At 69.0% G+C, this 22,684-nt stretch carries 22 protein-coding genes; 6 read left to right on the top strand and 16 right to left on the bottom strand.

Annotated elements, in window-relative coordinates; translation table 11 throughout:
- Position 1: 1 nt before the first annotated feature.
- The 11 genes from edd to AC52GN_RS01425 form a co-directional block, all read right to left on the bottom strand.
- Entirely contained in the window at positions 2-1,891 is a 1,890-nt protein-coding gene (edd, locus tag AC52GN_RS01375) for a phosphogluconate dehydratase (protein WP_496527940.1), read from the bottom strand.
- The gene (pgl, locus tag AC52GN_RS01380) at positions 1,891-2,598 is read right to left on the bottom strand and encodes a 6-phosphogluconolactonase (RefSeq protein WP_496527941.1); all 708 of its coding nucleotides are present in this window, start codon (positions 2,596-2,598) and stop codon (positions 1,891-1,893) included. The genes edd and pgl overlap by 1 nt, the downstream gene beginning before the upstream one ends.
- A complete protein-coding gene (zwf, locus tag AC52GN_RS01385; RefSeq protein ID WP_496527942.1) occupies positions 2,595-4,049 on the bottom strand; it encodes a glucose-6-phosphate dehydrogenase in 1,455 nt (484 codons plus the stop codon). The genes pgl and zwf overlap by 4 nt, the downstream gene beginning before the upstream one ends.
- Before the next feature lie 46 nt (positions 4,050-4,095).
- Positions 4,096-4,719, bottom strand: a complete 624-nt coding sequence (gene hisIE / locus AC52GN_RS01390; protein WP_496528834.1) for a bifunctional phosphoribosyl-AMP cyclohydrolase/phosphoribosyl-ATP diphosphatase HisIE — start codon at positions 4,717-4,719, stop codon at positions 4,096-4,098.
- Between the two features lie 156 nt (positions 4,720-4,875).
- A complete protein-coding gene (gene hisF / locus AC52GN_RS01395; RefSeq protein WP_496527943.1) occupies positions 4,876-5,643 on the bottom strand; it encodes an imidazole glycerol phosphate synthase subunit HisF in 768 nt (255 codons plus the stop codon).
- Entirely contained in the window at positions 5,640-6,374 is a 735-nt protein-coding gene (hisA, locus tag AC52GN_RS01400) for a 1-(5-phosphoribosyl)-5-[(5-phosphoribosylamino)methylideneamino]imidazole-4-carboxamide isomerase (protein WP_496527944.1), read from the bottom strand. Before hisA ends, hisF begins: the two co-directional genes overlap by 4 nt.
- On the bottom strand, positions 6,371-6,985 hold the full coding sequence (hisH, locus tag AC52GN_RS01405; protein WP_496527945.1) for an imidazole glycerol phosphate synthase subunit HisH: 615 nt from the start codon (positions 6,983-6,985) through the stop codon (positions 6,371-6,373). Before hisH ends, hisA begins: the two co-directional genes overlap by 4 nt.
- Positions 6,982-8,415 (bottom strand): imidazoleglycerol-phosphate dehydratase HisB, encoded by a 1,434-nt coding sequence (hisB, locus tag AC52GN_RS01410; protein ID WP_496527946.1) that lies wholly within the window; start codon positions 8,413-8,415, stop codon positions 6,982-6,984. Before hisB ends, hisH begins: the two co-directional genes overlap by 4 nt.
- On the bottom strand, positions 8,412-9,719 hold the full coding sequence (gene hisD / locus AC52GN_RS01415; RefSeq protein ID WP_496527947.1) for a histidinol dehydrogenase: 1,308 nt from the start codon (positions 9,717-9,719) through the stop codon (positions 8,412-8,414). The genes hisB and hisD overlap by 4 nt, the downstream gene beginning before the upstream one ends.
- Positions 9,719-10,600, bottom strand: coding sequence for an ATP phosphoribosyltransferase (gene hisG / locus AC52GN_RS01420; protein ID WP_496527948.1), 882 nt, complete (start codon positions 10,598-10,600; stop codon positions 9,719-9,721). The genes hisD and hisG overlap by 1 nt, the downstream gene beginning before the upstream one ends.
- A 9-nt stretch (positions 10,601-10,609) precedes the next feature.
- A complete protein-coding gene (locus AC52GN_RS01425; RefSeq protein WP_035302824.1) occupies positions 10,610-10,894 on the bottom strand; it encodes a YerC/YecD family TrpR-related protein in 285 nt (94 codons plus the stop codon).
- A gap of 117 nt (positions 10,895-11,011) precedes the next feature.
- Between AC52GN_RS01425 and AC52GN_RS01430 the strand changes: the two genes are divergently transcribed.
- The 3 genes from AC52GN_RS01430 (at position 11,012) to AC52GN_RS01440 (ending at position 15,369) form a co-directional block, all read left to right on the top strand.
- Complete coding sequence (locus tag AC52GN_RS01430) at positions 11,012-12,220, top strand: NAD(P)/FAD-dependent oxidoreductase (protein ID WP_496527949.1); 1,209 nt, start codon at positions 11,012-11,014, stop codon at positions 12,218-12,220.
- Between the two features lie 117 nt (positions 12,221-12,337).
- Positions 12,338-14,608, top strand: a complete 2,271-nt coding sequence (locus AC52GN_RS01435; RefSeq protein WP_496527950.1) for a TonB-dependent receptor — start codon at positions 12,338-12,340, stop codon at positions 14,606-14,608.
- Between the two features lie 83 nt (positions 14,609-14,691).
- The gene (locus tag AC52GN_RS01440; RefSeq protein WP_291779138.1) at positions 14,692-15,369 is read left to right on the top strand and encodes a Fe2+-dependent dioxygenase; all 678 of its coding nucleotides are present in this window, start codon (positions 14,692-14,694) and stop codon (positions 15,367-15,369) included.
- 13 nt (positions 15,370-15,382) lie between these two features.
- On the opposite strand, the gene AC52GN_RS01445 is transcribed toward AC52GN_RS01440, so the two are convergent.
- Positions 15,383-16,984, bottom strand: coding sequence for an ATP-binding protein (locus AC52GN_RS01445; protein WP_312218629.1), 1,602 nt, complete (start codon positions 16,982-16,984; stop codon positions 15,383-15,385).
- Positions 16,985-17,101: 117 nt separating this feature from the next.
- A complete protein-coding gene (locus tag AC52GN_RS01450; protein ID WP_496527951.1) occupies positions 17,102-18,490 on the bottom strand; it encodes a UDP-N-acetylmuramate--L-alanine ligase in 1,389 nt (462 codons plus the stop codon).
- Positions 18,491-18,566: 76 nt separating this feature from the next.
- Between AC52GN_RS01450 and AC52GN_RS01455 the strand changes: the two genes are divergently transcribed.
- Complete coding sequence (locus AC52GN_RS01455) at positions 18,567-19,406, top strand: LD-carboxypeptidase (protein ID WP_496527952.1); 840 nt, start codon at positions 18,567-18,569, stop codon at positions 19,404-19,406.
- Between the two features lie 7 nt (positions 19,407-19,413).
- On the opposite strand, the gene AC52GN_RS01460 is transcribed toward AC52GN_RS01455, so the two are convergent.
- Positions 19,414-19,905: a retropepsin-like aspartic protease family protein gene (locus AC52GN_RS01460; protein ID WP_312218626.1), complete on the bottom strand. Its 492-nt coding sequence runs from the start codon at positions 19,903-19,905 to the stop codon at positions 19,414-19,416.
- A 77-nt stretch (positions 19,906-19,982) separates the two neighbouring features.
- Entirely contained in the window at positions 19,983-20,147 is a 165-nt protein-coding gene (locus tag AC52GN_RS01465; protein WP_496527953.1) for a DUF1289 domain-containing protein, read from the bottom strand.
- 219 nt (positions 20,148-20,366) lie between these two features.
- Here AC52GN_RS01465 and AC52GN_RS01470 point away from each other — a divergent pair, with 219 nt between their 5' ends.
- Entirely contained in the window at positions 20,367-20,528 is a 162-nt protein-coding gene (locus AC52GN_RS01470) for a hypothetical protein (RefSeq protein WP_162938831.1), read from the top strand.
- 125 nt (positions 20,529-20,653) lie between these two features.
- Positions 20,654-21,451 carry a crotonase/enoyl-CoA hydratase family protein gene (locus AC52GN_RS01475; RefSeq protein ID WP_496527954.1) on the top strand — a complete coding sequence of 266 codons (798 nt, stop codon included), beginning with the start codon at positions 20,654-20,656 and terminating at the stop codon, positions 21,449-21,451.
- 195 nt (positions 21,452-21,646) lie between these two features.
- On the opposite strand, the gene AC52GN_RS01480 is transcribed toward AC52GN_RS01475, so the two are convergent.
- The gene (locus AC52GN_RS01480; RefSeq protein WP_496527955.1) at positions 21,647-22,663 is read right to left on the bottom strand and encodes an HlyD family secretion protein; all 1,017 of its coding nucleotides are present in this window, start codon (positions 22,661-22,663) and stop codon (positions 21,647-21,649) included.
- Between the last annotated feature and the right edge of the window lie 21 nt (positions 22,664-22,684).

Genomic DNA, 22,684 nt, shown 5'->3' on the forward strand with positions numbered 1-22,684 from the left:
TTCAGGCGTCCACGGCGCGATCGACCAGGTTCGGATCGGGCGGGCCGTCGTCATGGCCGTTGGCGCCGATGGGCGAGGCGAAGCAGACGCTGGCGCCTTCCTCCGCCGTCGACACCGTCTGACGGAAGGCGCCGAACAGTTCACGACCATAACCCCAGGACGAGCCTTCGGCATGGGCGCGCGAGCGCTTCGCCGCCGGGCGTGCGTCCAGATCCTCGATCCCCAACGTGGTCAGCACTCCCGCCTCGGGGTCCAGCCGGATCACGTCGCCGTCGCGGACGTAGGCCAGGGGGCCGCCGGCCAGGGCTTCGGGGCTGACATGGATGGCGGCGGGCGTCTTGCCGCTGGCGCCTGACATGCGGCCGTCGGTGACGAAGGCGACCTTGAAGCCCTTGTCCTGCAGCACAGACAGGGCCGGCGACAGGCTGTGCAGTTCCGGCATGCCGTTGGCCTTGGGTCCCTGGAAGCGCAGCACCAGCACCACGTCGCGGTTCAACTGGCCGTCCTTGAAGGCCTGCAAGGCGTCTTCCTGGGTCTCGAACACGGCGGCGGGGGCCTCGACGATGCGGTTCTCGGGCTTGACCGCCGAGACCTTGATCACCGCCCGTCCCAGATCGCCCTGCACCAGCCGCAGGCCCCCCTCGCGGTCGAACGGGTCCGAGGCGGGCCGCAGGATGGTCAGGTCCAGGCTCTCCTTCACCGTGTCGCGCCAGACCAGTTCGCCGTCCTCCAGCCGAGGCTCCTTGAAGTACGGCTCGAGCCCCTGACCCATGATGGTGGTCACGTCGGGATGCAGGTTCCCGGCCTCGACCAGTTCGCGGGTGACGAAGGCCACGCCGCCCGCCGCCTGGAAGGCGTTCACGTCGGCTGAACCGTTGGGATAGACCCGCGCCAGCAACGGCGTCACCGACGACAGCTGGTCCATGTCGGTCCAGTCGATCAGCACCCCTGCGGCCCGCGCCATGGCGACCAGGTGGATGGCGTGGTTGGTCGAGCCGCCGGTGGCCAGCAGGGCGACGATCATGTTTACGATGGTCTTTTCCGATACGACGTCGGCCATGCGCCCGCGCCCCTCGCGCGCCAGTTCGACGGCCCGCTGAGCCGCCGCCGCCGTCAGGGCGTCGCGCAGCCCGGTGTCGGGATGCACGAAGGCGGTCGAGGGCATGTGCAGCCCGGCGACCTCCATCATCATCTGGTTGGAATTGGCCGTGCCGTAGAAGGTGCAGGTGCCGGGCGAATGATAGGAGGCGATCTCGCTCTTCAGCAGTTCGGCGCGGTCGATCAGACCTTGGGCGTATTCGGCGCGGATGCGGGCCTTCTCGGCGTTGGGAAGGCCCGAGGGCATCGGCCCGGCCGGGGCGAAGACGACCGGCAGATGGCCGAAGGCCAGGGCGCCCATGAACAGCCCCGGCACGATCTTGTCGCACACGCCCAGCATCAGGGCGGCGTCGAACGCATCGTGGGTCAGGGCCACCCCCGTCGACATGGCGATGACGTCGCGGCTGAACAGGCTCAGCTCCATGCCGGGGCGCCCCTGCGTGACGCCGTCGCACATGGCCGGGGTTCCGCCCGCCACCTGGGCCGTGGCGCCGACCTCGCGCGCGGCCTGACGGATAACCTCCGGAAAGCGCTCGAACGGCTGATGCGCCGACAGCATGTCGTTATAGGCGGTGACGACGCCGAGGTTGGGCTGGGCCCCGGTCATGGCCGTCAGCTTGTCGGCGACTGTCTGGCCCGCAAAGGCGTGGGCCCAGTTGGCGCAGGACAGCTTGCCCCGCCCCGGCCCCGATCCCGTCGTCGCGTCCATGCGGCGCAGATAGTCGGCGCGGGTCTTGCGGCTGCGTTCGACGATGCGGGCGGTGACCTCGGCCACCACAGGATTGAGCGCCATCACTCGGCCTCCGTCCAGAACACTTCAAGGGGGGCGTTCGCTGCGATCAGGGCGGCGATGGGGTTTACGGCAGGATCGCCCGCAGCCTCGCGCTCGAATACGACGCGCTTCTTGGCTCCGGTCAGGGCCAGCACCAGGCGCCGGGCTGAGACCAGCCAGGGCAGGTTGAGCGTCAGCCGCTCCTGCGGCGGCGCCGCGCCGTTACGCCCAGCGGGCACGCCGTAGACGGCGGGCTTCAGGCCCGGCGTCAGCAGGGTCGTCAGCGTCGGACTGCCGGGGAACATGGAGCAGATGTGTCCGTCCTCCCCCATGCCCAGCAGGACGGCGTCCAGGGGGCGGCCCTCGGCGGCCAGCGCCTGAGAGGCGATTGCGGCGGCGCGATCCACTGTCACGGCGGGGTTGTAGAGGGGCGTGAAGCGCGCCGCGGCGGCCCGGCCGGTCAACAGGGTGCGCTTCAGCAAGGCCGCATTCGAGTCAGGCGAGGTTTCGGGCACATAGCGCTCGTCAACCAGGGTCGCCGTAACCCCGGCCCAGTCGAGGTCGGCCTCAGACAACCGCGCGTAGATGGGCGAGGGCGTCGATCCGCCCGATCCGGCGAACAGGGCGCGTCCGCCTGCAGCCAGGGCGTTCGCCAACGCCTCGGCCAGCGCGTTCGCTGCAGCTTCGGCCCAGGCGTCGCGGGTGGTAAAGGTCTGGCTCGCAATCATCGCGTGTTCCACTTCCGGCCCGTGCGCGACAGCAGCAGGTCGGCCGCCTCCGGCCCCCAGGTCCCGGCGTCATAGTCCAGCGGCCGGCACTCGCGGCAGGCCCAGGCGTCGGCCACCTCATCGATCCATTTCCACGCCTGTTCCGCCTCGTCCCGGCGCACGAACAGGGTGGAGTCGCCGTGCAGGGCGTCCAACAACAGCCGTTCATAGGCGATGCGGCGGCGCGGCGGCGCGGCGTCCTTGCCGTCCTGCCCCCACGACAGACTCATCTGGATCGGTTGAAGCTGCATCCTCTGCTCCAGCCCCGGCTTCTTGTTCATGACCGACAGGGAGATGTCCTCATCGGGCTGAAGCTCGATGACCAGGCGGTTGTCGTAGATGGCCCCGCGCTCGCCGTGGCCGAAGATGGAGTGGGGCACCGGCTTGAACTGGATGACGATCTCGGTGCGCTTCTCTGGAAGCCGCTTGCCGGTGCGCATGAAGAAGGGCACCCCCGCCCAGCGCCAGTTGTCGATATCGGCCCGGATGGCGACGAAGGTCTCCGTGTCCGACGGCTGGCCGCGCTCGGTCTCATAGCTGTCGACGGTGCGGCCCTCGACCGCGCCTTCCACATACTGGCCGCGCACGGTGACGCGTTCGGCGTCCTCGGCGGTGACGGGGCGCAGGGAGCGCAGCACCTTCACCTTTTCGTTGCGCACCGAATCCGGGTCCAGGTCGCTGGGCGGCTCCATCGCCACGAGGCACAGCAGCTGCAGCATATGGTTCTGCACCATGTCCCGCAGCGCGCCGTATTCGTCGTAATAGGGCCAGCGGTCGCCGACGCCGACCGTCTCTCCGACCGTGATCTGCACATGGTCGATGGTCAGATTGTTCCACAGCGGTTCGAAGATGGCGTTGCCGAAGCGCAGGGCGATCAGGTTCTGCACCGTCTCCTTGCCCAGGTAGTGGTCAATGCGGAACACCTGCCGCTCGTCAAAGGCGTGGGCCACGGCGTCGTCGATTTCGAGGAAGCTCTCCAGGTCGCGGCCGACCGGCTTCTCCAGCACGATGCGATCGTTTTTCTCGGCCAGGCCGGCCGTTTTCATGGCTGTGACGATGCGGCCGTAGAGAGAGGGCGACACCGCCAGGAAGGAGACGGTGTCCCCTTCGCCGGACCGGGCCTTCAACGCGCGCAGGCTCTCGGCGTCGGTGGCGTCCACCGCCAGGTAGTCGAGCCGGGCGGCCAGGCGCGCCCAGCTGGCCTCGTCCCAGGCGTCGTCGGCCTCGGCGCGGGGCTGCACCGCCTGGCGCACCTTGGCGATGTAGTCCTCGGCCGTCTCCTGAGATCGGGCGGCGCCGATGATCTTGAGCCCTTGGGGCAGGAGGCCGTCATGATCCAGGAAGTAGAGCGACGGCAAAAGCATCCGCATGGCGAGGTCGCCGCCGCCGCCGAACAGGATCAAAGCCGCCATCTAGGGCCTCCCTCGCAGAAGATCGGCCCGCCAAGCGAGACCGTAGTCAGCCAGAGTGATTGGCCGGTTCCGCCCGCCGGGCCAAGACATCCAGCACGTCCTGAAACACCATGTGACGGGCGTGCAGAAGCACCAGCAGGTGATAGATCAAATCCGCCGCCTCGCTGGCGAGTTCCGCATTATCTCCTGCCGCCCCGGCCAGAGCCGTTTCGACCCCCTCTTCGCCGACCTTCTGCGCGGCGCGTTTGGGGCCCTGGGCGATCAGGCGCGCGGTCCAGCTGTCGTTGGGATCGGCCTGGGCGCGGACATGGATGGTGCGCTCCAGCCGGCCGACGCGGCCGAGCCCCGGCGCGTCCTCCTCGCCGAAGCAGCTGATGCGGTTCAGGTGGCAGGCGTTGCCGACCGGGCGCACCTTCACCACCACGGCGTCGCCGTCGCAGTCGGGCGTCACCGAGACGACGTTGAGGAAATTCCCCGACGTCTCGCCCTTGCGCCACCGCCCGCCGCGCGAGCGCGAGAAGAAGGTCGCCTGCCCGCTGTCCAGCGTCTCCTTCAGCGCCGCCTCGTCCATATAGGCGAGGGTCAGCACCTGCAGGGTGTCGGCGTCCTGCACCACGGCGGGGATCAGGCCGTTTCCTTTGGCGAAGTCGATGGATTGAAGGTCGAGCATCATTCTAATCCGCTCATCCCGGCGGACGCCGGGATCCAGTACGAGCCACGCGACGCGGCGTTGGAGATCATGTGCCTGAAAGCCTGCAAGTCTGCGTTTGCGGCCAAAGCACTGGATCCCGGCGTCCGCCGGGATGAGCGGGAGGGGAGGGCCAGTTCATATCCTCACCTCCACGCCCTGCTGATCCAGATAACGCTTCAACTCCGGCACTGTGATCGCGCCTGAGTGAAACACGCTGGCCGCCAACGCGCCCGACACATCCGCCTCCACGAACACGTCGCGGAAATGCTCCACCGCGCCCGCCCCGCCGGACGCCACCAGCGGAATGGTCAAACGCCGCCTCGCCTCGGCCAGTTGGCCCACGTCATACCCCTTCCGCACCCCGTCCTGATCGATGCAGTTCAGCACGATTTCGCCGGCGCCCAGCCCCTGCGCCTCGACGATCCACTCCATCGTCAGCCGCCCCGCGCCGCGCCGGGCGTCCGGATCGCCGGTGTATTGATGCACCCGCCATTCGCCGTCCTGAAAGGCGCTGTCGACGCCGACGACGACGCACTGACGCCCCAGCCGCGCGGCCATCTCGCCGATCAGTTCGGGTCGCTCGAGGGCGGGCGAGTTGATCGACACCTTGTCCGCGCCGTGATCGAGGCAGCGCGCCGCCTGCTCCACCGTGCGGATGCCGCCCGCCACGCAGAAGGGAATGTCCAGCAGCCGGGCGATGTCCTGCACCCAGCCGTAATCCAGCGTCCGCCCCTCGGGGCTGGCGGTGATGTCGTAGAAGACCAGTTCGTCGGCGCCCTGATCGCGATAGCGCGCGGCCAGTTCGGCGGCGTCGCCCATGTCGACGTGCCCCTCGAACCGCACGCCCTTGACCACGCGACCGTCCTTGACGTCGAGGCACGGGATGATGCGTCTCGCCGTCATGGGGCGACGGCTTTCAGCGCCTCGGCCACTGTGAAGCGGCCGGTATAGAGGGCGCGGCCGGTGATGGCGCCGGCGCAGCCGATCGCCTTGGCGGCGATCAGGTCGTCCAGATCGGCCACCCCGCCCGAGGCCTGAATCTCCAACTCAGGCCGACGGCGGATGGCCTCGGCGAGCAGCTCTTGATTCAGGCCGGTCAGGGCGCCGTCGCGACCGACGTCCGTGATCAGGATATGGCGCAGCATCCCGACCGGATAGCGCTCCAGCACGCTCCACAGATCCACGCCCGACGACTGGGTCCAGCCTTTCAGGGCGGGCACGGGCAGGCCGTCCTCGTAGCGGACGTCCAGGGCCAGGGCGATGGCTTCGGGGCCGAACTGCTCCAGCCATTTCAGCACCAGATCCGTATCGGTGACGGCCAGCGAGCCGATGACGACGCGGCTGATCCCGGCGCCCAGCAGGTGCTCGATATCCTTTTCCGAGCGGACGCCGCCGCCCGACTGGACCTTGATGTCCACGGCCTGGGCCATGTCGCCGATCAGCGCATACTGACGCGCCTCGCCCGCCTGCGCCCCGTCCAGGTCGATGACGTGGATCCACTCGGCCCCCTCGGCGGTGAAGGCCGCCAGCCGGTTGGCGGGATGGGAGTCATAGCGGGTCACCTGATTGAAATCGCCGTGCAGCAGGCGAACCGCATGGCCGTCGATCAGGTCAATGGCGGGATAGATGATCACGCGGGCAGCTCCAGGAAGTTCTTCAGAATACGCGCGCCGAGCGCGGCCGAGCGTTCCGGGTGGAACTGGCAGCCCCAGCGATTGGCGCTGTTGACCATGGCGGGCACGGGGACGCCGTAGTCGGCGGCGGCGAGGGTCGCCGGGCCGTCGGGACAGACATAGCCGTGGACGAAATAGGCCCAGTCGCCGTCTTTCACGCCATCCAGCAGCGGGTCGTCGCGACGGGTCGTCAGACGGCTCCACCCCATGTGCGGAGAGGGGCGCGACGGGGCGGGAAGGATGGCCTCGACCCGGCCGGGGATCAGACCCAGCAGGTCGGCGCCCCCATTCTCAGCCTCCTCGTCCTCTGCGCTGGCGTCGAACAGCAGCTGCTGGCCCAGACAGACGCCCAGCAGGGGGCGTTGAAACCGGCGCAGCGGTTCGATCAGGTCCAGCGCCTTCAGCCGCTGCATGGCGTAGCCTGCGGCGCCGACGCCGGGCAGGATGATGCGCTCGGCCTCGTCCACATCGGCCGGGGCGTCGGTGATCCGCACGCGCGCGCCCAGCCGCTCCAGCGCGAACCGTACCGAAGCGACATTGCCCGAGCCGTAGCCGATCAGAGTGACGTTCACAGCACGCCCTTGGTGCTGGGCACGGCGTCGCCTTCGACCCGGATCGCCTGACGCAGCGCGCGGCCCAGCGCCTTGAACACGGCCTCGGTCTTGTGGTGGTCGTCGTCGCCGGTGACGCGGACGTGGACCGCCGCGCCCAGATTCTCGGCCAGCGAGCGCACCACGTGCGCCGTCAGATCGGTGCGGTAATCGCCCAGCATCGGCGTGGCGAAGGTCCCTTCGAACACCGGATAGGGCCGTCCCGACAGGTCGATGGAGACGGACGCCTCGGCCTCGTCCATCGGCAGGACGAAGCCGTAGCGGCCGATGCCGCGCCGCTCGCCCAGCGCCTGTTTCAACGCCTGACCCAGAGCAATGGCGCAGTCCTCGACGGTGTGGTGCGGGTCGATGTGCAGGTCGCCTTCGCACGACAGGCGGATGGAGAAGCCGCCGTGCGCCGCCATCTGTTCGATCATGTGGTCGAAGAAGCCGACGCCGGTTTCGATCTTTACCGGCCCGGCGCTGTCCAGATCGACGGCGCAGACGATGCGCGTCTCCCTGGTGTCGCGGATGGCCTGACCGATGCGATTGCGGCGCGCGCCGGGGTTGGCGGCGCCCAGGGCGGTCAGCAGCCGGTCGTTGACCTCGGGCTTCAGCGAGACGGGCAGGCGCACCCGTTCGCCCGCCGGATCGGCGGCCAGGCCATAGCGGCGCAGGGCCTCGACCGCGCCCGCCGGGTCGGAGGGTCTGGCGATGATCACCGGCCCCGCCCCGGCCTCCAGCGACATGATGCGCGACAGGGCCTCGGCGACGCGGGCGCGCTCGCGGCGCACGCTGCTGATGCGTTCGGCCGTCTCCATCATCCGCGACGGGTCCAGCGCCTGCATCGCCAGCCGCACCGAGACCTCGGGCAGGGCGTAGGGCTCCAGCACGCCGACCAGCCGCGCCAGCGTCTGCGACTGCGCGACCGCCGCCCCGACCCGCGCCCCGGCCAGCCCGTAGGCCAGCGACAGGCTGCGCAGCACGATCAGATTGGCGTGGTCCTTCACCACGGCGGCGGCGGAAGGCGCTTCGGCGAACTCGACCAGTCCCTCGTCCACGACCAGCAGGGCGGGGGCGACGCGCGCGGCCATCTCGGCCACGGCCTCGGGCGAACCGAGGGCGCGGACGACCACGGCGGCGGTGTCGGCGCCGTCGGCCGGGCGGGCGTAGAGGGCGGCCAGTTGCGTATAGGGCTCGGCGTCGGGCGCCTGCACCTTCTGCCCGTCGCGCGCGGCGAGACGCCAGACCAGCTCCAGCCCGTGCGTCAGCCCCCGCGTCGGCAGCACCTGACCGGCGTCGACGCCATAGAGGGCGGACATGCGGGCCGTCAGCGCGACCGGGTCGGCCGGATAACGCTCCAGACCGTCGCCGCCTGAAACCAGCGGAGGATAGGGGCCGGGCAGGCTCATCCCGCGCTCCTCAGATCGGCGGCCCTCGCGTGGGCCTCCAGCCCTTCCAGCCGGGCCAGGGCGGCGGCGACGGGGGCCAGGGCGGCGGCGCCCTGTTCGCTGACGGTCTGCACCGACATGGCGGTCATGAAGCTGGCGGTGGTCACGCCGCCCAGCGTCCGAGCCGCGCCGTCGGTCGGCAGGACGTGGCTGGGCCCCGCCGCATAGTCGCCCAGAGTTTCGGCCGCCCAGCGCCCGACGAAGACGGCGCCCGCCGCGCTGATGCGCTCGACCAGTTGCTCGGCCTCTTCCGTCTGGATCGACAGGTGTTCGGGGCCATAGAGGTTCGCCACCTCGCACGCCTCGGTCCTGTCGCGCACGCGGATGGCGCGGGCTTCGGCCAGCGAGGCGCGGGCGATGGCGGCGCGCGGCAGGCGCTCCAATTGACGCTCGACCTCGGCGATGATCTCGCTCAGGGCCGTGCCGCTGTCCGACACGAGGATAGCCTGCGCATCGGCGTCATGCTCGGCCTGACTGAGCAGGTCCGCCGCGACGATCTCGAAATCGGCGTCGCGGTCGGCGATGACCAGCAGTTCCGACGGACCTGCAGGCAGGTCGCAGGCCGGACCGCCGGGCAGGGCGGAGGCGTATCGCTTGGCCTCGGCCACATAGGCGTTGCCGGGGCCGAACAGCTTGTCGACGGGGGCGATGACGCCGTCTTCCAGCTCGACGCCGAAGGTCAGGGCGGCGATGGCCTGCGCCCCGCCCAGCAGCCACAGTTCGTCCAGCCCCGCCTCGGCGGCGGCGGCGATCATGGCGGGGTGGACCGAGCCGTCCTTCGACGGCGGCGTCACGGCGATGCGCCGCCCGACCCCGGCCACGCCCGCCGGTATGGCCAGCATCAGCAGCGATGAAAACAGCGGCGCCGTTCCGCCTGGAACGTAGAGCCCCGCCGAGCCGATGGGGCGCCAGACCAGTTTCGACTTCACGCCCGGCGTCGTCTCGATGGAGGGCGTGTCCTCGGGCCGGGTCGCCTGATGGAAGACGCGCACATTGTCGGCGGCGACGCGCAGGGCGCGGGCGGCGGCGGGGGGCAGGTCGCGGCGGGCCTTCGCGGCGGCGGCTTCGGTGATCTCGATGCGGCGCGGCGCGGCGCCGTCCAGACGCGTCGCCCAGTCGGTCACGGCCTCGCCGCCGCGCGCCTGCACGTCGTCGAAGATCTCGCGCACCACGCTGGTGACGAAGCCCTCGGTGCGGCGTTGCGGACGGGCCAGCGCATCCTTGCGCCCGGCGGCGTCGAGTTGGTTCCAGTCGATACGCTTCATCACATCATCTTCTCGATGGGCAGGACCAGTATGGCCGAGGCCCCTTCGGCCTTCAGTTTCTCCAGCGTCTCCCAGAAGACCGCCTCCTGACAGACGGCGTGGACGGCCACGGCGTCGTCGCGGCCCGACAGGGGCATGACGGTGGGCGAGCCTGCGCCGGGGAGAAGAGCCGTGATCCGGTCCAGCGCCGCGCGCGGCGCGTTCAACATCACGTATTTGGCGCCCTGCGAAGAAACCACGCCCGCCATCCGCTCGACGATGGAGTCCAGCAGGTGTTGAAGCCCGGCCTCGGGCGGCGTCGGCGCCTTGATCAGCACCGCCTGACTGTCCAGCACCGTCTCGCGCGCGCTCAGGCCGTTGGCCTCCAGCGTGGCCCCGGTCGAGACCAGATCGCAGATGGCGGCGGCCAGCTTCAGCCGGGGGGCCACCTCGACCGCGCCGCGCATGGTGACGATGTCCGCGCCGACGCCCGCCTCATCCAGAAAGCGACGCAGGATCCTGGGGTAGGAGGTGGCGATCCTTAAGCCCTGCAACGACGCCGGCCCGGCGTAATCCAGCGTCGGCGGCGTCGCGATCTTCAGCGTGCAGCGCCCGAAGCCCAGCGGCATGACGACCTCGGCGTTCGGCCCGCCGTTCTTCACCTCTTCCAGCACATTCTCGCCGACGATGCCCAGATCACAGACCCCGTCCGCCACGAAGGTCGGAATGTCGTCGTCGCGCACCCGCAGCAGGTCGATCGGATAGTTCTCGATCCGGTACAGCAGGTCGTTGTTGCCCTTGACCACGCGCAGGCCCGCATCGCGGACCAGATCGAGGCTGCGTTCGGCCAGACGGCCGGATTTCTGGACGGCGATGCGCAGCCGCCCCTGAACCGTGCTCATGATGTCAACTCAGGCTTTCAGTCTGTCCAGCACCAGCCGATAGCCCTGGTGCGGCATGTCTTTCAGAGAGCGCGCGACACGCACGACGGTGGTCGGGCTGGCCGGGGCCTCGGCGGCGATCTCACGATAGGTCCTGTCCCCGGCGTCCAGCATCCGCGCCACCTGCCACCGCTCGGCCATGGCGCGCAGCTCGGCCGGGGTGCACAGATCGGCCAGAAACGCGTCTGCCTCCTCTCGCGTTTTCAGCGAGAGCAGGGCGTCCAGCAATGCAGTCCTGGCGGCGTCGGTGCTCATGGTGTGTTCCATTATGCTGTAACAATGGAACGGTCAACCGGTTTTCCCGCCTATCGGCCCAGCGATGGTGCGCAAACGCGGTAGCGCTTCGCTTCCGGCGTCTCTATCTGCGCTTTCATGAGCAAGGTTCTGATCATCGGCGCGGGACACGCGGGGGGCTCGGCGGCGGCGCTGCTGAGGCAGTATGGGTTCGAGGGCGAGATCGTCCTAGCGGGGCAGGAGACGGCACCGCCCTATCAGCGACCGCCCCTGTCCAAGGCCTGGCTGAAGGGGGAGGCGGGTCTGGAAGACCTGCTGCTGCGCCCCGAGAGCTTCTACGCCGAGCAGGACATCGACCTGCGCACCGGCGTCACGGCGACCGCCATCGACGCGGACGCCAGGACCGTGACCTTCGCCGACGGGACGGTCGAGACCTACGATGTCCTGATCCTGGCCACCGGATCGACGGCCCGCAAGCTGGCCATCCCCGGCGCGGATCGGCCCGACCTGCTGGAGCTTCGCACCCTGGAGGACGCCGAGCGGCTGAAGGCGGTTCTCGCCCCCGGCAAGCGGTTGGCGGTGGTCGGCGGCGGCTATGTGGGTCTGGAGGCGGCGGCCTCGGCCCGTGCGCTGGGCGCCGAGGCGGTGGTGATCGAGCGCATGGACCGGGTGCTGGCCCGCGTGGCGTCGCAGCCCCTGTCGACCTTCTTTACCGAACTGCACAAAAAGCACGGCGTCGAGATCCTGACCGGCGTCGAGGTTGCGGGGTTCGAGGATGCGGGCGTGCGTCTGGCGGACGGCGAACTGATCGCGGCGGACGCGGTTCTGGTCGGCGTCGGCGCCTTCGCCTGCGAGGCTCTGGCGCGAACGGCGGGGTTGGCCTGCGACAATGGCGTGGTCGTCGATGCGGCGGCCCGCACCAATGACCCGAACATCTACGCGATCGGCGATGTGACGCGGCGGCCCATCCCGGTCCACGGCGGCGTCATGCATCGGCTGGAGAGCGTGCCCAACGCCCTGGAGCAGGCCAAGCAGGCGGCCTCGGCCATCGTCGGCCGCGCAGCCCCGGCGCCGGAAGTGCCGTGGTTCTGGTCCGACCAATACGACGTCAAGCTGCAGATCGCGGGCGTGCCCTTCGACGCCGACCGCCAGCTGGTGCGCGGCGATCCGGCCGGCGGCGCCTTCTCCGTCTTCCACCTCAGCGGCGAACGCATCGTCTGCGTCGAGGCGGTGAACGCCCCGGCCGACTTCATGGGCGGGCGACTGCTGATCGGGAAGGGGACGCCGGTCGACGACGCCCTGCTGGGCGATCCCTCGACGTCGATCAAGGCGGTGGCCAAGGGGTAGGTGTGACTTCTGTGTGACACCTGACCCGCAAGTGCGATTTAGTCGCAGGAGTCAGATTGTCGCACCTTGAAATGGTGCTAATGCGAGCCGGTCTCAATCACTGACCGGTTCCTCCCCATGTCCGACACTCGCTCCGCCGCCCTCAAGGCGCTCCTGTTTGCGTCCAGCGCCGCCGGGATGCTGTGCGCGGCGCCGGCGATGGCTGCGGTCGCCGACGAGGCTGCGCCCGCCGACGGCGTGGTCAGTCAGGACGCCACCAATCTGGGCACGGTGGATGTGAACGGCCATCGCGTGAAGCGCGAGCCGAAGGACCCGCAGTTCGTGGCGCCTCTGGTCGACACGCCGCGCACCGTGACGGTGATCCCGCAACAGATCATCGAACAGACCGCCGCCACCTCCTTGCAGGATATTCTGCGCACCTCGCCGGGCATCACCTTCGGCGCGGGCGAGGGCGGTCAGCCCCTGGCGGACCGGCCCTTCATCCGGGGACAGGCTTCGGGCAACAACATCTTCGTCGACGGCATCCGCGACACGGGCGGCCAGCAGCGCGAAGTCTTCAACCTGGAGCAGGTCGAGGTCATCAAGGGCGCCGATTCCGTTTACTCGGGTCGGGGTTCGGGCGGCGGCAGCATCAATCTGGGCTCCAAGTCGCCGCGTCTGACCGACTTCGTCCATGGCTCAGCCGGCGTCGGCACGGACGACTATCTGCGCGGCACGGTGGACGCCAACTGGCAGGTCGGTCCGACCGCCGCCATGCGTCTGAACGTCATGGCCTCGCAGGGCGACGTGCCGGGCCGCAACGGGGCCGATTTCGACAAGTGGGGCGTCGGCGCCTCGATCGCCGCGGGCCTGGGCACGCCGACGACAGTCACCGCCAGCTACTACCACCTCGACAGCAATCAGACGCCCGACTACGGCATCCCGCTCTACACCAAGCTGGGCGGGGCGACGACGGCGCCGCGCCCGGACGCCTCGGGCGTGCTGGACGTGCCCTACGACAGCTTTTACGGCCTGAAGGCGCGCGACTATCTGAACAATACGGTCGACAGCCTGACGCTGGAGATCGAGCATCGCTTCAGCGACACCCTGGCTCTGCGCAACGTCACCCGCTACTCGCAGACGCTGAACGACTATGTCGTCACCAACCCCGGCGACGGCGGCGCGGCCGAGCAGATCAACGGCGTCTGGTGGATGAAGAGGGGTCTGAAGTCGCGCTGGAACCCGGCCGAGACCCTGGCCAACGTCACCGACCTGCACGGCTCCTTCCTGACCGGCGCGATCAAGCATGACTTCGACGTCGGCCTGGAGTTGTCGCGTGAGAAGAACCGTAACGCCTCCTATAATGTCACCACCCTGACCGGCACGGCCTGCCCGGCGCCGCTGACGGGACTGGACTGCACCCAGGTCTATGCGCCGAACCCGAACGACCCGTGGACGGGTACGATCACGCGCGGGCCGGAGACCTATTCGGACACGGATGCCTTGGGGCTTTACGCCTTTGATTCCGTCAGCCTGGGCGAGCGGTGGAAGCTGAACCTGGGCCTGCGCTACGACCGCTATGACGTCGAGGGCACGGAACTGCCGCGCGGCGCCACGGCGCCCATCATGCGCGAGGCGGACTGGGACTTCGTCAACTATCAGGTGGGTCTGGTCTACAAGCCGACCGCGAACAGCAGCGTCTACGCCTCCTTCTCGACCGCTTCGACGCCGCCCACGATCTCGGCGGGCGATCAGAACGGCGTCGGCGGCGTGGGCAGCGGCAACCTGGCCAGCACCGTGCTGGATCCGGAGCAGACCGAGAGCTTCGAAATCGGCGCCAAGGCCAATCTGTTCGATGACCGGCTGGCGCTCAGCGGCGCCCTGTTCCACCTGACGCGCAAGGACGCCGCCATCGAAGTGGCGCCGGGCCTGTTCGAACAGGCGGGCGAGACCAGGGTCCAGGGCGTGGAGCTGGGCGTGTCGGGCAACATCACCGACAAGTGGCAGGTCTTCGGCGGCTACACCTGGATGGACTCCGAACTGGTGCGCGGCGCCTACAACAGCATCAATCTGGGCGATCCGCTGGCCAATACGCCCGAGCACAGCGCCAGCCTGTTCACCACCTATCGCGTCCTGCCCAAGCTGAGCCTGGGCGGCGGCGTCTATTACGTCTCCAAGTCCTGGGGCGGGAACCAGGGCGGGGCCGGCGGCGGCGGCAACCGCGTCTATGCGCCGGAATACACCCGCGTCGACCTGTTCGCCTCCTACGACATTAACGACCGCGCCTCGCTGCAGCTGAACGTCCAGAACGCCGGGGATGAGGAGTACATCATCCGCACCAACGGGGTGCATCACGCCGATGTCGCCCCGGCGCGCCAGGCGATCCTGACGCTGAACGTCCGCTACTAAGAGGTCGCGTTTCGCGCCATCATGTCGGCCCCGTCGTTCGTTCGAGCGGCGGGGCCGATGCGTTTCCAGACGGTGAGAGAGCCATGCTGCTGCACATCCCCGAAGTCTTCACCAAGGCCGAGGTGAAGGCCCTGCGCCAGACTTTGGACACCGGCCCCTGGGCCGACGGCAACATGACCTCGGGCCATCAGTCGGCGAGCGCCAAGCGCAATCAGCAGCTGCCCGAGGACAGCGCCCAGGCGCGCGAGGTGTCGGCCCTGGTGGTCCAGGCGCTGAACGCCAATCCGATGTTCGTCTCGGCCGCCTTGCCGCACACGATCTTTCCGCCCCTGTTCAATCGCTATGAGGGCGGCGGCGAGTTCGGCACCCACGTCGACAACGCCATCCGCCAGCGGGACGGCCATCGCATCCGCAGCGACCTGTCGGCCACCCTCTTCCTGTCCGAACCCGAGGACTATGACGGCGGCGAGCTGATCATCGAGGAGATGTACGGCGCCCAGTCGATCAAGCTGCCGGCGGGCGATCTGGTCCTCTATCCGTCCAAGAGCCTGCACCGGGTGACGCCGGTCACGCGCGGCGCGCGCGTCTCCAGCTTCATGTGGCTGCAGAGCCTGATCCGCGACGACGCCGACCGCGAGAACCTGTTCCGCCTCGACGTGGCGATCCAGCGGGTCAATCTGGACAAGGGGCCGAAGGATGCTGCGGTGATCGAGCTGACCGGGGTCTATCACAACCTGTTGCGGCGCTGGTCCGAGGTGTGAAGGGCCTGGGCGATCAGGCCGCCTGGGCCGCCTCGCCGCGCGACAGGACCAGGCGGATGGCGTTCAGCAAGGCTTCGGGCTGGATGGGCTTCTGCGCCACCCCGTCCATCCCCGCCGCCAGATAGGCGGTTTCATCGCGCGGATCGGCGTTGGCCGTCAGCGCCAGGATCGGCAGGGCGGCCGCCGGACCGGGCAGGGCGCGGATCGCCCGCGTCGCCGCCACGCCATCCATCACCGGCATCTTCACGTCCATCAGGATCAGGTCGAACGCCGTCGCCGCCGCGCGCTCGACCGCCTGGCGACCGTTCTCGGCGGTCTCGTGGGTGCAGCCGAACAACTCCAGCACCTTGCCCGCCACGAAGCGGTTGGCGGCGTTGTCGTCCACCACCAGCACGTGCAGCGTGGCATGGGCGGTGGGGTCGGCGAGGGCTTCGGGATTGCGGAGGCCGTCCGCCTCGGCCAGGGGAAGGCGCAGGTCGAAACGGAAGCGCGCCCCGCCCTGCGGCGAACGCTCGACGGCCAGCTTGCCATCCATGCGCTCGACGATCTGGCGACAGATCGCCAGACCCAGACCGGCGCCGGCGCCCTGGCGCCCCGCCTCGCCGGTGTTGAACGGTTCGAAGATGGCGCGCGCCGCCTCGTCGCTGACGCCGGGGCCGCTGTCGTCCACCGTAGCCGACAGGCGCACCTGGCCGGTCTCCAGCGTCGTGGTCAGCCGCACAGCGACCGAACCGGCTTCGGTGAACTTCAGGGCGTTGCCGATCAGATTGTTCAGCAACTGCTTCAGCCGCATCTCGTCGCCGACGATCCAGCGGGCGGCGCCGAGGTCGTTCTCGACCCGCAGGTCCAGCGCCTTCTCCTCGGCGCGCGGACTCCACAGGGCGGACAGGTCCGCCGACACCGCCTGCAGGTCCAGCGGGGCGGGCTCCAGCGTCAGCATCCCGGCCTCGGCGCGCGACATGTCCAGCGCGTCGGTCAGCAGGCGCAGCAGGCTGTTTCCCGAATCCAGAATGGTGCGGACGTGGGGGCGCAGAGCCTCCTGCGTCAGTTGCCGCTCCATCAGGGCGGCCACGCCCAGAACCCCGTTCAGGGGCGTGCGGATCTCATGGCTCATCACGGCCAGGAACTCGGACTTGGCCCGGCTGGAGGCGCGGGCCTCGGCCTCGGCGCGGACCAGGTTCTGGGCCAGTTCGGCCATGGCCTCGGCGCGCCGCTTGTGGATCGCCACTCCGGCCTGCAACACGTGCAGCCCCGCCCCCACGCCGACGTAGCGGCCGCGCGAGACGACGATGAACCCCTTCAGCAAGGCACCCAGTCCCGCCGCGTCCATCGACTGGAACAGGACGTCGGCCGAGGCGTCGGCCTCCACGATCATGGGAGCAGGGTCCATCAGCGCCGAGACCGGCCGTCGAGCGTAGAGGGCCCGGCCGAACTCGGCCGCCAGCTTCAGGGTGAAGGCGTTGCGCTCGATCAGACCGACGGGCCGGCCGTCGGCGTCGGCCACGGCGATGACCAGGGTCGCGGGCTCGGCCTCGAAACGGGCCAGGGCGTCCGCCCCCGGCGCGTCCGGCGCCATGGGCGCCGAGGCGTCCACGAAGTCTCCGATCCTGGCCATTCCCAGCCGTCCCCTGCGTTCTGCGAGCGCAGGGTTAGGTCAGGCCGCTTAACAGCCGCTTTTCCGTAAATGAATGTTTTGCAAGAATAATCTGACAGATTATCCGGTAACGGATGATCAGAGGCGCGCCAGCAGTTCGGCCGCAAAGGTCGACAGGCTGTCGTCGCGCGCGCCCATGACCACCACGCGGTCGCCGGGCTGCGCCGTCTCGACGATGCGGTCGCCGCAGTCGGCGCGGGTCGCCAGGGCCTGCGCCTGACGACCGGCCGCGCGCACGCCCGCGGCGATGTCCTCGCTGCCGACGCTGCGGTCGGTGGTGCCGCCGTAATAGACGGGCTCGGGCATCAGCAGCAGGTCGTCCTGCCGCATCAGCCCGGCGAAACCCTCGATGAATTCCTGCTTCATCAGCTTCAGCGGGCCGAAGCCGTGCGGCTGGAACAGGATCAGCAGCCGCCCGTCAAAGGCGTGCAGGGTCTTCAGGGTGGCGGCGATCTTGTCCGGGTTGTGTGCGAAGTCGTCGATGACGGTGACGCCGTTCCGTGTCCCCACGACCTCCAGCCGGCGCCGGATGCCGCTGAACGTCTCCAGGGCCGCGACCGCCTGATCCACCGGCACGCCCAGCGCCTTGACCGCGCCCAGCGCCGCCAGGGCGTTGGCGACATTGTGCGCGCCCGGCACGTTCAGCGTCACCGCCCGCGCCGCCTCGCCGCGCACGCGCAACTCGAACCTCATGCCGGTCGGCAGGGGCTCAAGGTCATGCGCCGACAGATCGGCGTCTTCCTCTCCCAGAGCAAAGGTGATCGCCTTGCCGAGCGCCAGGGTCTGCGCCAGCGCCGCCGTCTCGGGGTTGTCGAGATTCAGCACCGCCGTCGTCGCCCGGCCGACGAAGCCGCCGAACAGGTCGCGCAACTCCTCCATCGACTTGTGGTCCAGCGAGATGTTGGAGACGACCGCCACCGTCGGAGCATAGCGGGCGATGGAGCCGTCGCTTTCGTCCACTTCAGCAACGAACAGGTTTGGTCCGCCGATCAGGGCGCTGGCGAACGGCTGGTCGGGCGAGGCGAAGTTCTTCATCACGGCGCCGTTGACCACGGTCGGGGCGCGGCCGGCCTGATCCAGAATCCAGGCGACCATGCCGGTGATGGTGGATTTGCCGCTGGTGCCCGCCACGCCGATCGAGGTCGGAGCCGCGTTGAACAGTTCGCTCAGCAACTGAGGCCGGGTCTTGATGACGGCGCCGACGCGCTTTGCAGATCCAATGTCAGGCACCGTGTCCTCGACGGCCCCGGTGGCGACGACCACCTGATCGGCGCTGACCACGCCCGATCCGTCCTGCGGGTGCAGGGTGACGCCGTGGGCGCGCAGCCAGTCGAACTTCTCTGGCGTGCGGCCTTGATCCAGCGCCCGGTCTGACCCGGCGATACGGGCGCCCGAGGCCTGAACGATCATGGCCAGCGGCATCATGCCGGAACCGCCGACGCCGCAGAAGAAGTAGTCTTTGTTCATCGGCTTGATTTCAATGCGGGAAACCGGGGAATGTCCGGTCTGACTAGCACGCAAGACGCTCAAGGCCACCCCGTCCATGCAGACCAGACCGTTCCGAATCGGCGTCGTCAACGCCAGCTCTCGTCTCGATCCGGCGCGAGGCGAGGCGATCCGGGCCTGGGCGGCGGCGACCTGGCCGGACGGCTCGGTCGAACTGGTCATGCACCCGGCCCTGCATGAGGTCCACGGTCATTTCGGCGGCGACGACGCCACCCGCGCCCGCGCCTTCGTCGAGACCGCGAACGACCCCGCCATCGACGCCGTCTGGTTCGCACGCGGCGGCTATGGCGCCTGCCGCATCGCCGAGGCGGTGATCCCAGAGCTGACCGCCCATGCCTACGCCAAGCGTTACCTCGGCTATTCCGATGCGGGCAGCCTGCTGGCGGCGCTCTATCGCGCGGGCTTTCCCGATGTCGCGCACGGGCCGATGGCGTCGGACGGATCGCGCCATGACGCCACCGGGCGCCGGGCGGTGAACTGGCTGAGGTCGGGCGATCCGGCCTCGCTGGAGCCGTCCCTGCTGACCGACGCCCGACCCGCCGTCGGCTTCAACCTGACCATTCTCAACGAACTGGTCGGGACGGCGATCGAGCCGGACCTGACCGGCCACGTTCTGATGCTGGAAGAGGTGTCCGAGGCTCTCTATCGCGTCGACCGGATGATGTTCCACCTGACCAGCCAGGCTTCGATCCGTCGTGTGGCGGGCATCCGGCTGGGCCGTGTCTCTGACGTCACCGTCAACGATCCCGACTTCGGCCTGACGGCGGAAGAGATCGTGCGTTACTGGTGCGTGCGGTCGGGGATTCCCTATCTGGGCGACGCCGACATCGGCCATGACCGGGATAATAAGGTGGTGCCCTTCGGCGCGCGAGGCTGAGCCGCCCTCAACCCCTCAGGATCAAGCCGTCGGGCCGCGCTTCGAAAGCCGACAGCCGGCCCAGGAAGCTCATGCCCAGCAGGGCTGCGGGCATGTCGCGGTCGATCACCAGGGCTTCGACCGAGGTCATCTCCACCCCCGCCACGGATACGGAGGTCAGCAGCACCCGCGCGGCGGGCGTCTGGCCCGAGGCGGTGTTCAGCGTCTGGTTGAAGTCATGCGGCTTCAGCCGCACGCCCAGCCGTTCGGCGTCGGCGCGGCTCAGCGTCACCACGCTGGCGCCGGTGTCGACCAGCATCCGCATGGGCCGCCCTTCGACGGTGGCTTCGGCCCAGTAGTGGCCGTCGGCCGCGCGCGTCACCGACGGCGCCTCCTTCAGGGCCACGGCGGCGTAGGCCTGGGCCGGGCCTTCCCACCACATCAGGGCGCCGACGCAGGCCGAGGCCGACGCCAGGGCGGCGGCGAAGACGACAGCGGAGCGTAGGTCAAAGCGGATCATGTCGCGGACTATGCGGGCTGGCGTCTTCCCATGCGGTGAAGCGACGTGGCGAACGAAAGGTTGACGACGCCCGCCCTTCACTCGCCCAGCAGCCGAGGGTCGATCCGCTTTTTGCGACCCGGCAGATCGTCCATGACGGCGGCGCGGGCCTCGTCCGTCATCCGGCTCCAGGTCGCGATCTCCTGAAGGGTGCGCAAACAGCCCAGGCACAGGCCGGACGCGCCGTCGACGGTGCAGACCATGATGCAGGGACTGACGATCGGACGCGGGGGGCGGAGGTGGGAGCAGGGGGCATAGTTCGTGACGATATCGCAACAATGAGTCCGAGAACGGACTATAATTTCTTGACTTTTCGCGCCGGGCGGCTATGTTCATCCTCGACGCGAAACGACTGACAGGGTGAGAGTCCCAAAAAGCACGACGTGTCTTCTTTCATCGTTCAACGAAAGGAGACGCCAAAAATGAACGAAAACAAAGAGCGCAATCTCCAGCACGCCATGCTGTCCTTCGCCCTTTTCGGCGGGATGCTGGTGAACACGAAGCAGATGAACGGCGCCGGCGACCGCGTGGTCAGCCATCCGTCCAACTTCGTGCCCATAACGATCAAACGGCCGCGCGCGTAGTCGCGAGACTGGATGATCCAGCCAGAAGCCCCGGTCAGAACGACCGGGGTTTTTCAATTGCGCCCTTGCCAGCGCCGCACGCCCTGGCCGAAACCGGCGGCTTCACTGGTGAAAGGGAATGCGGCATGGGTCTGATCGTCGAAGAGCGCACGGGCGCGGTCATGGTCTGGACCCTGGATCGGCCCGATCGACTGAACGCCCTGCCGGATCTGGAGGACGGCGAGGCCTTCGCCGCCGCCTGCGACGCCGTCAACGCCGACCCCTCCATCCGCTGCGTGGTGCTGACCGGCGCCGGGCGGGCCTTTTCGGCGGGCGGCGACCTGAAGGCGATGAAGGATCGCCGCGACCTGTTCGAGGGCTCGGGCGCCGCCATCCGCGAACGCTATCGCCGCGTCGTCCATCGCATCGTGCGCGCCCTCTATGGCCTGGAGGTTCCGCTGGTGACGGCGGTCAACGGACCGGCCATGGGGCTGGGTTGCGACATCGCCGGGCTGGGCGACATCCGCATCGCCTCGGACCGCGCCAGCTTCGGCGTGCCCTTCATGAAGCTGGGCATCATTCCAGGCGACGGCGGTTCGTGGCTGCTGCCGCGAAACATCGGCTACGCCCGCGCCGCCGAACTGCTGTTCACCGCCCGCTCGATCGACGCGGCGACGGCCGACCAGTGGGGCCTGGTCAACCGCGTCGTCCCGCATGAGACGCTGATGGACGAGGCGATGCAGACGGCGGAACAGATCGCCGCCCAGCCGCCCCAGGCCCTGCGCATGGCCAAGAGTCTGCTGCGTCAGGGCCGCGACATGAATTTTGATCAGATGTTGGAACTGTCCGCCGCCATGCAGGCCCTGGCCCACCTGACCGACGACCACATCGAGGGCGTGACGGCGGTGCTGGAGAAGCGGCCGGGGGAATTTACGGGGCGCTGATTTTTCCTCTTCCGCTCACCCCGGCGGACGCCGGGGCCCAGTGAGAGCGCTGGGCGCTGAGTCTGCCAGTTCTGACGCCGCACTTGAGGCCAAAACACTGGATCCCGGCGTCCGCCGGGATGAGCGGGTGAAGAGGGCGAACCGCTAACAAAAAGGGCCTCGTGCGAGGCCCTTTTCCATTCTCATTCCGCCAGCCTATTGGCGCGCAGGCGTCTTCATGGCGCGCGCGGCGGGCACGCCGGTGGAGACGTTGTCACGCTTGGCGCCGGCCGTTTCACCTGGCTTCATGAACTTGACCAGCACGCGCTGGCCGATCAGCAGCGGGGCGTCGTCCACGGCGACCACCACCTCGACCACACGTTCGTCGGTGCGCTGCGAGGGATCGTCCGAGGCCAGCTTGCGGGCGCCGAAGACGGCGGCGCGGCGCAGCACCTTGCCGACATAGACCTTGGACGGATCGCCTTCGGGGGTGATCTCCACGGCCTGGTCCACTGCCACGTTCGGGATGTCGGCCTCGACGATCTCGGCGCGGGCGATGCGCGGGGCGGCCGGCTCCAGATCGAACATATTCGACACGTTCAGGGTCGAGGCGCCGGCGCCGGGGTTGGCGTAGCGACGCACGATGCGGCCGTCGGCGGGCGAGCGGATGACGGTAAGTTCGACATCGTATGCGGCCTGATCACGACGGGCGCGGGCGCTCTGCACCGCCGACTGCTGCGAGCCGAGGCGGGCCTGGGCCTGGGCGATGGCGTCGCGGGCCTGATCCATGCGCTGGGCGGCGACGAAGTTGGTGGCGACCAGCTTCTGCAGGCGGTCGTATTCGCGCTGGGCCGCGGCGATGTCGACGTTGATCAGGCGCAACTGGCTCTCGGCTTCGGCCAGGGTGGCCGAGGCGGTCTGCAGCGCCAGGCGCGGCTCGTCGTCCTCCTGACGGGCCAGGATCTGACCGGCCTTGACCAGATCGCCTTCCTGCACCAGCACCTCGCGGACCACGCCGCCGCGTCGCGCGGCGATCTGGATGATGCCGCCCTCGATGTCGATCTTGCCGTTGGCGATGGCGGAGTAGGGGCTTTCGACCTTCTTCTCGGCCGCCTCGGCCAGTTCGGCTTTCTTGGCGGCCCCGGCCTTCTGCACCATGCCGAAGCCGACGATCAGCACGACCAGCAGCGCCAGGCCGATCCAGAGCCATTTGTTTTTCAGAAATGCGGGCATGGGGGTCCTCAAGGGGATCGG

Source organism: Brevundimonas sp. SS2672, from assembly GCF_059579685.1.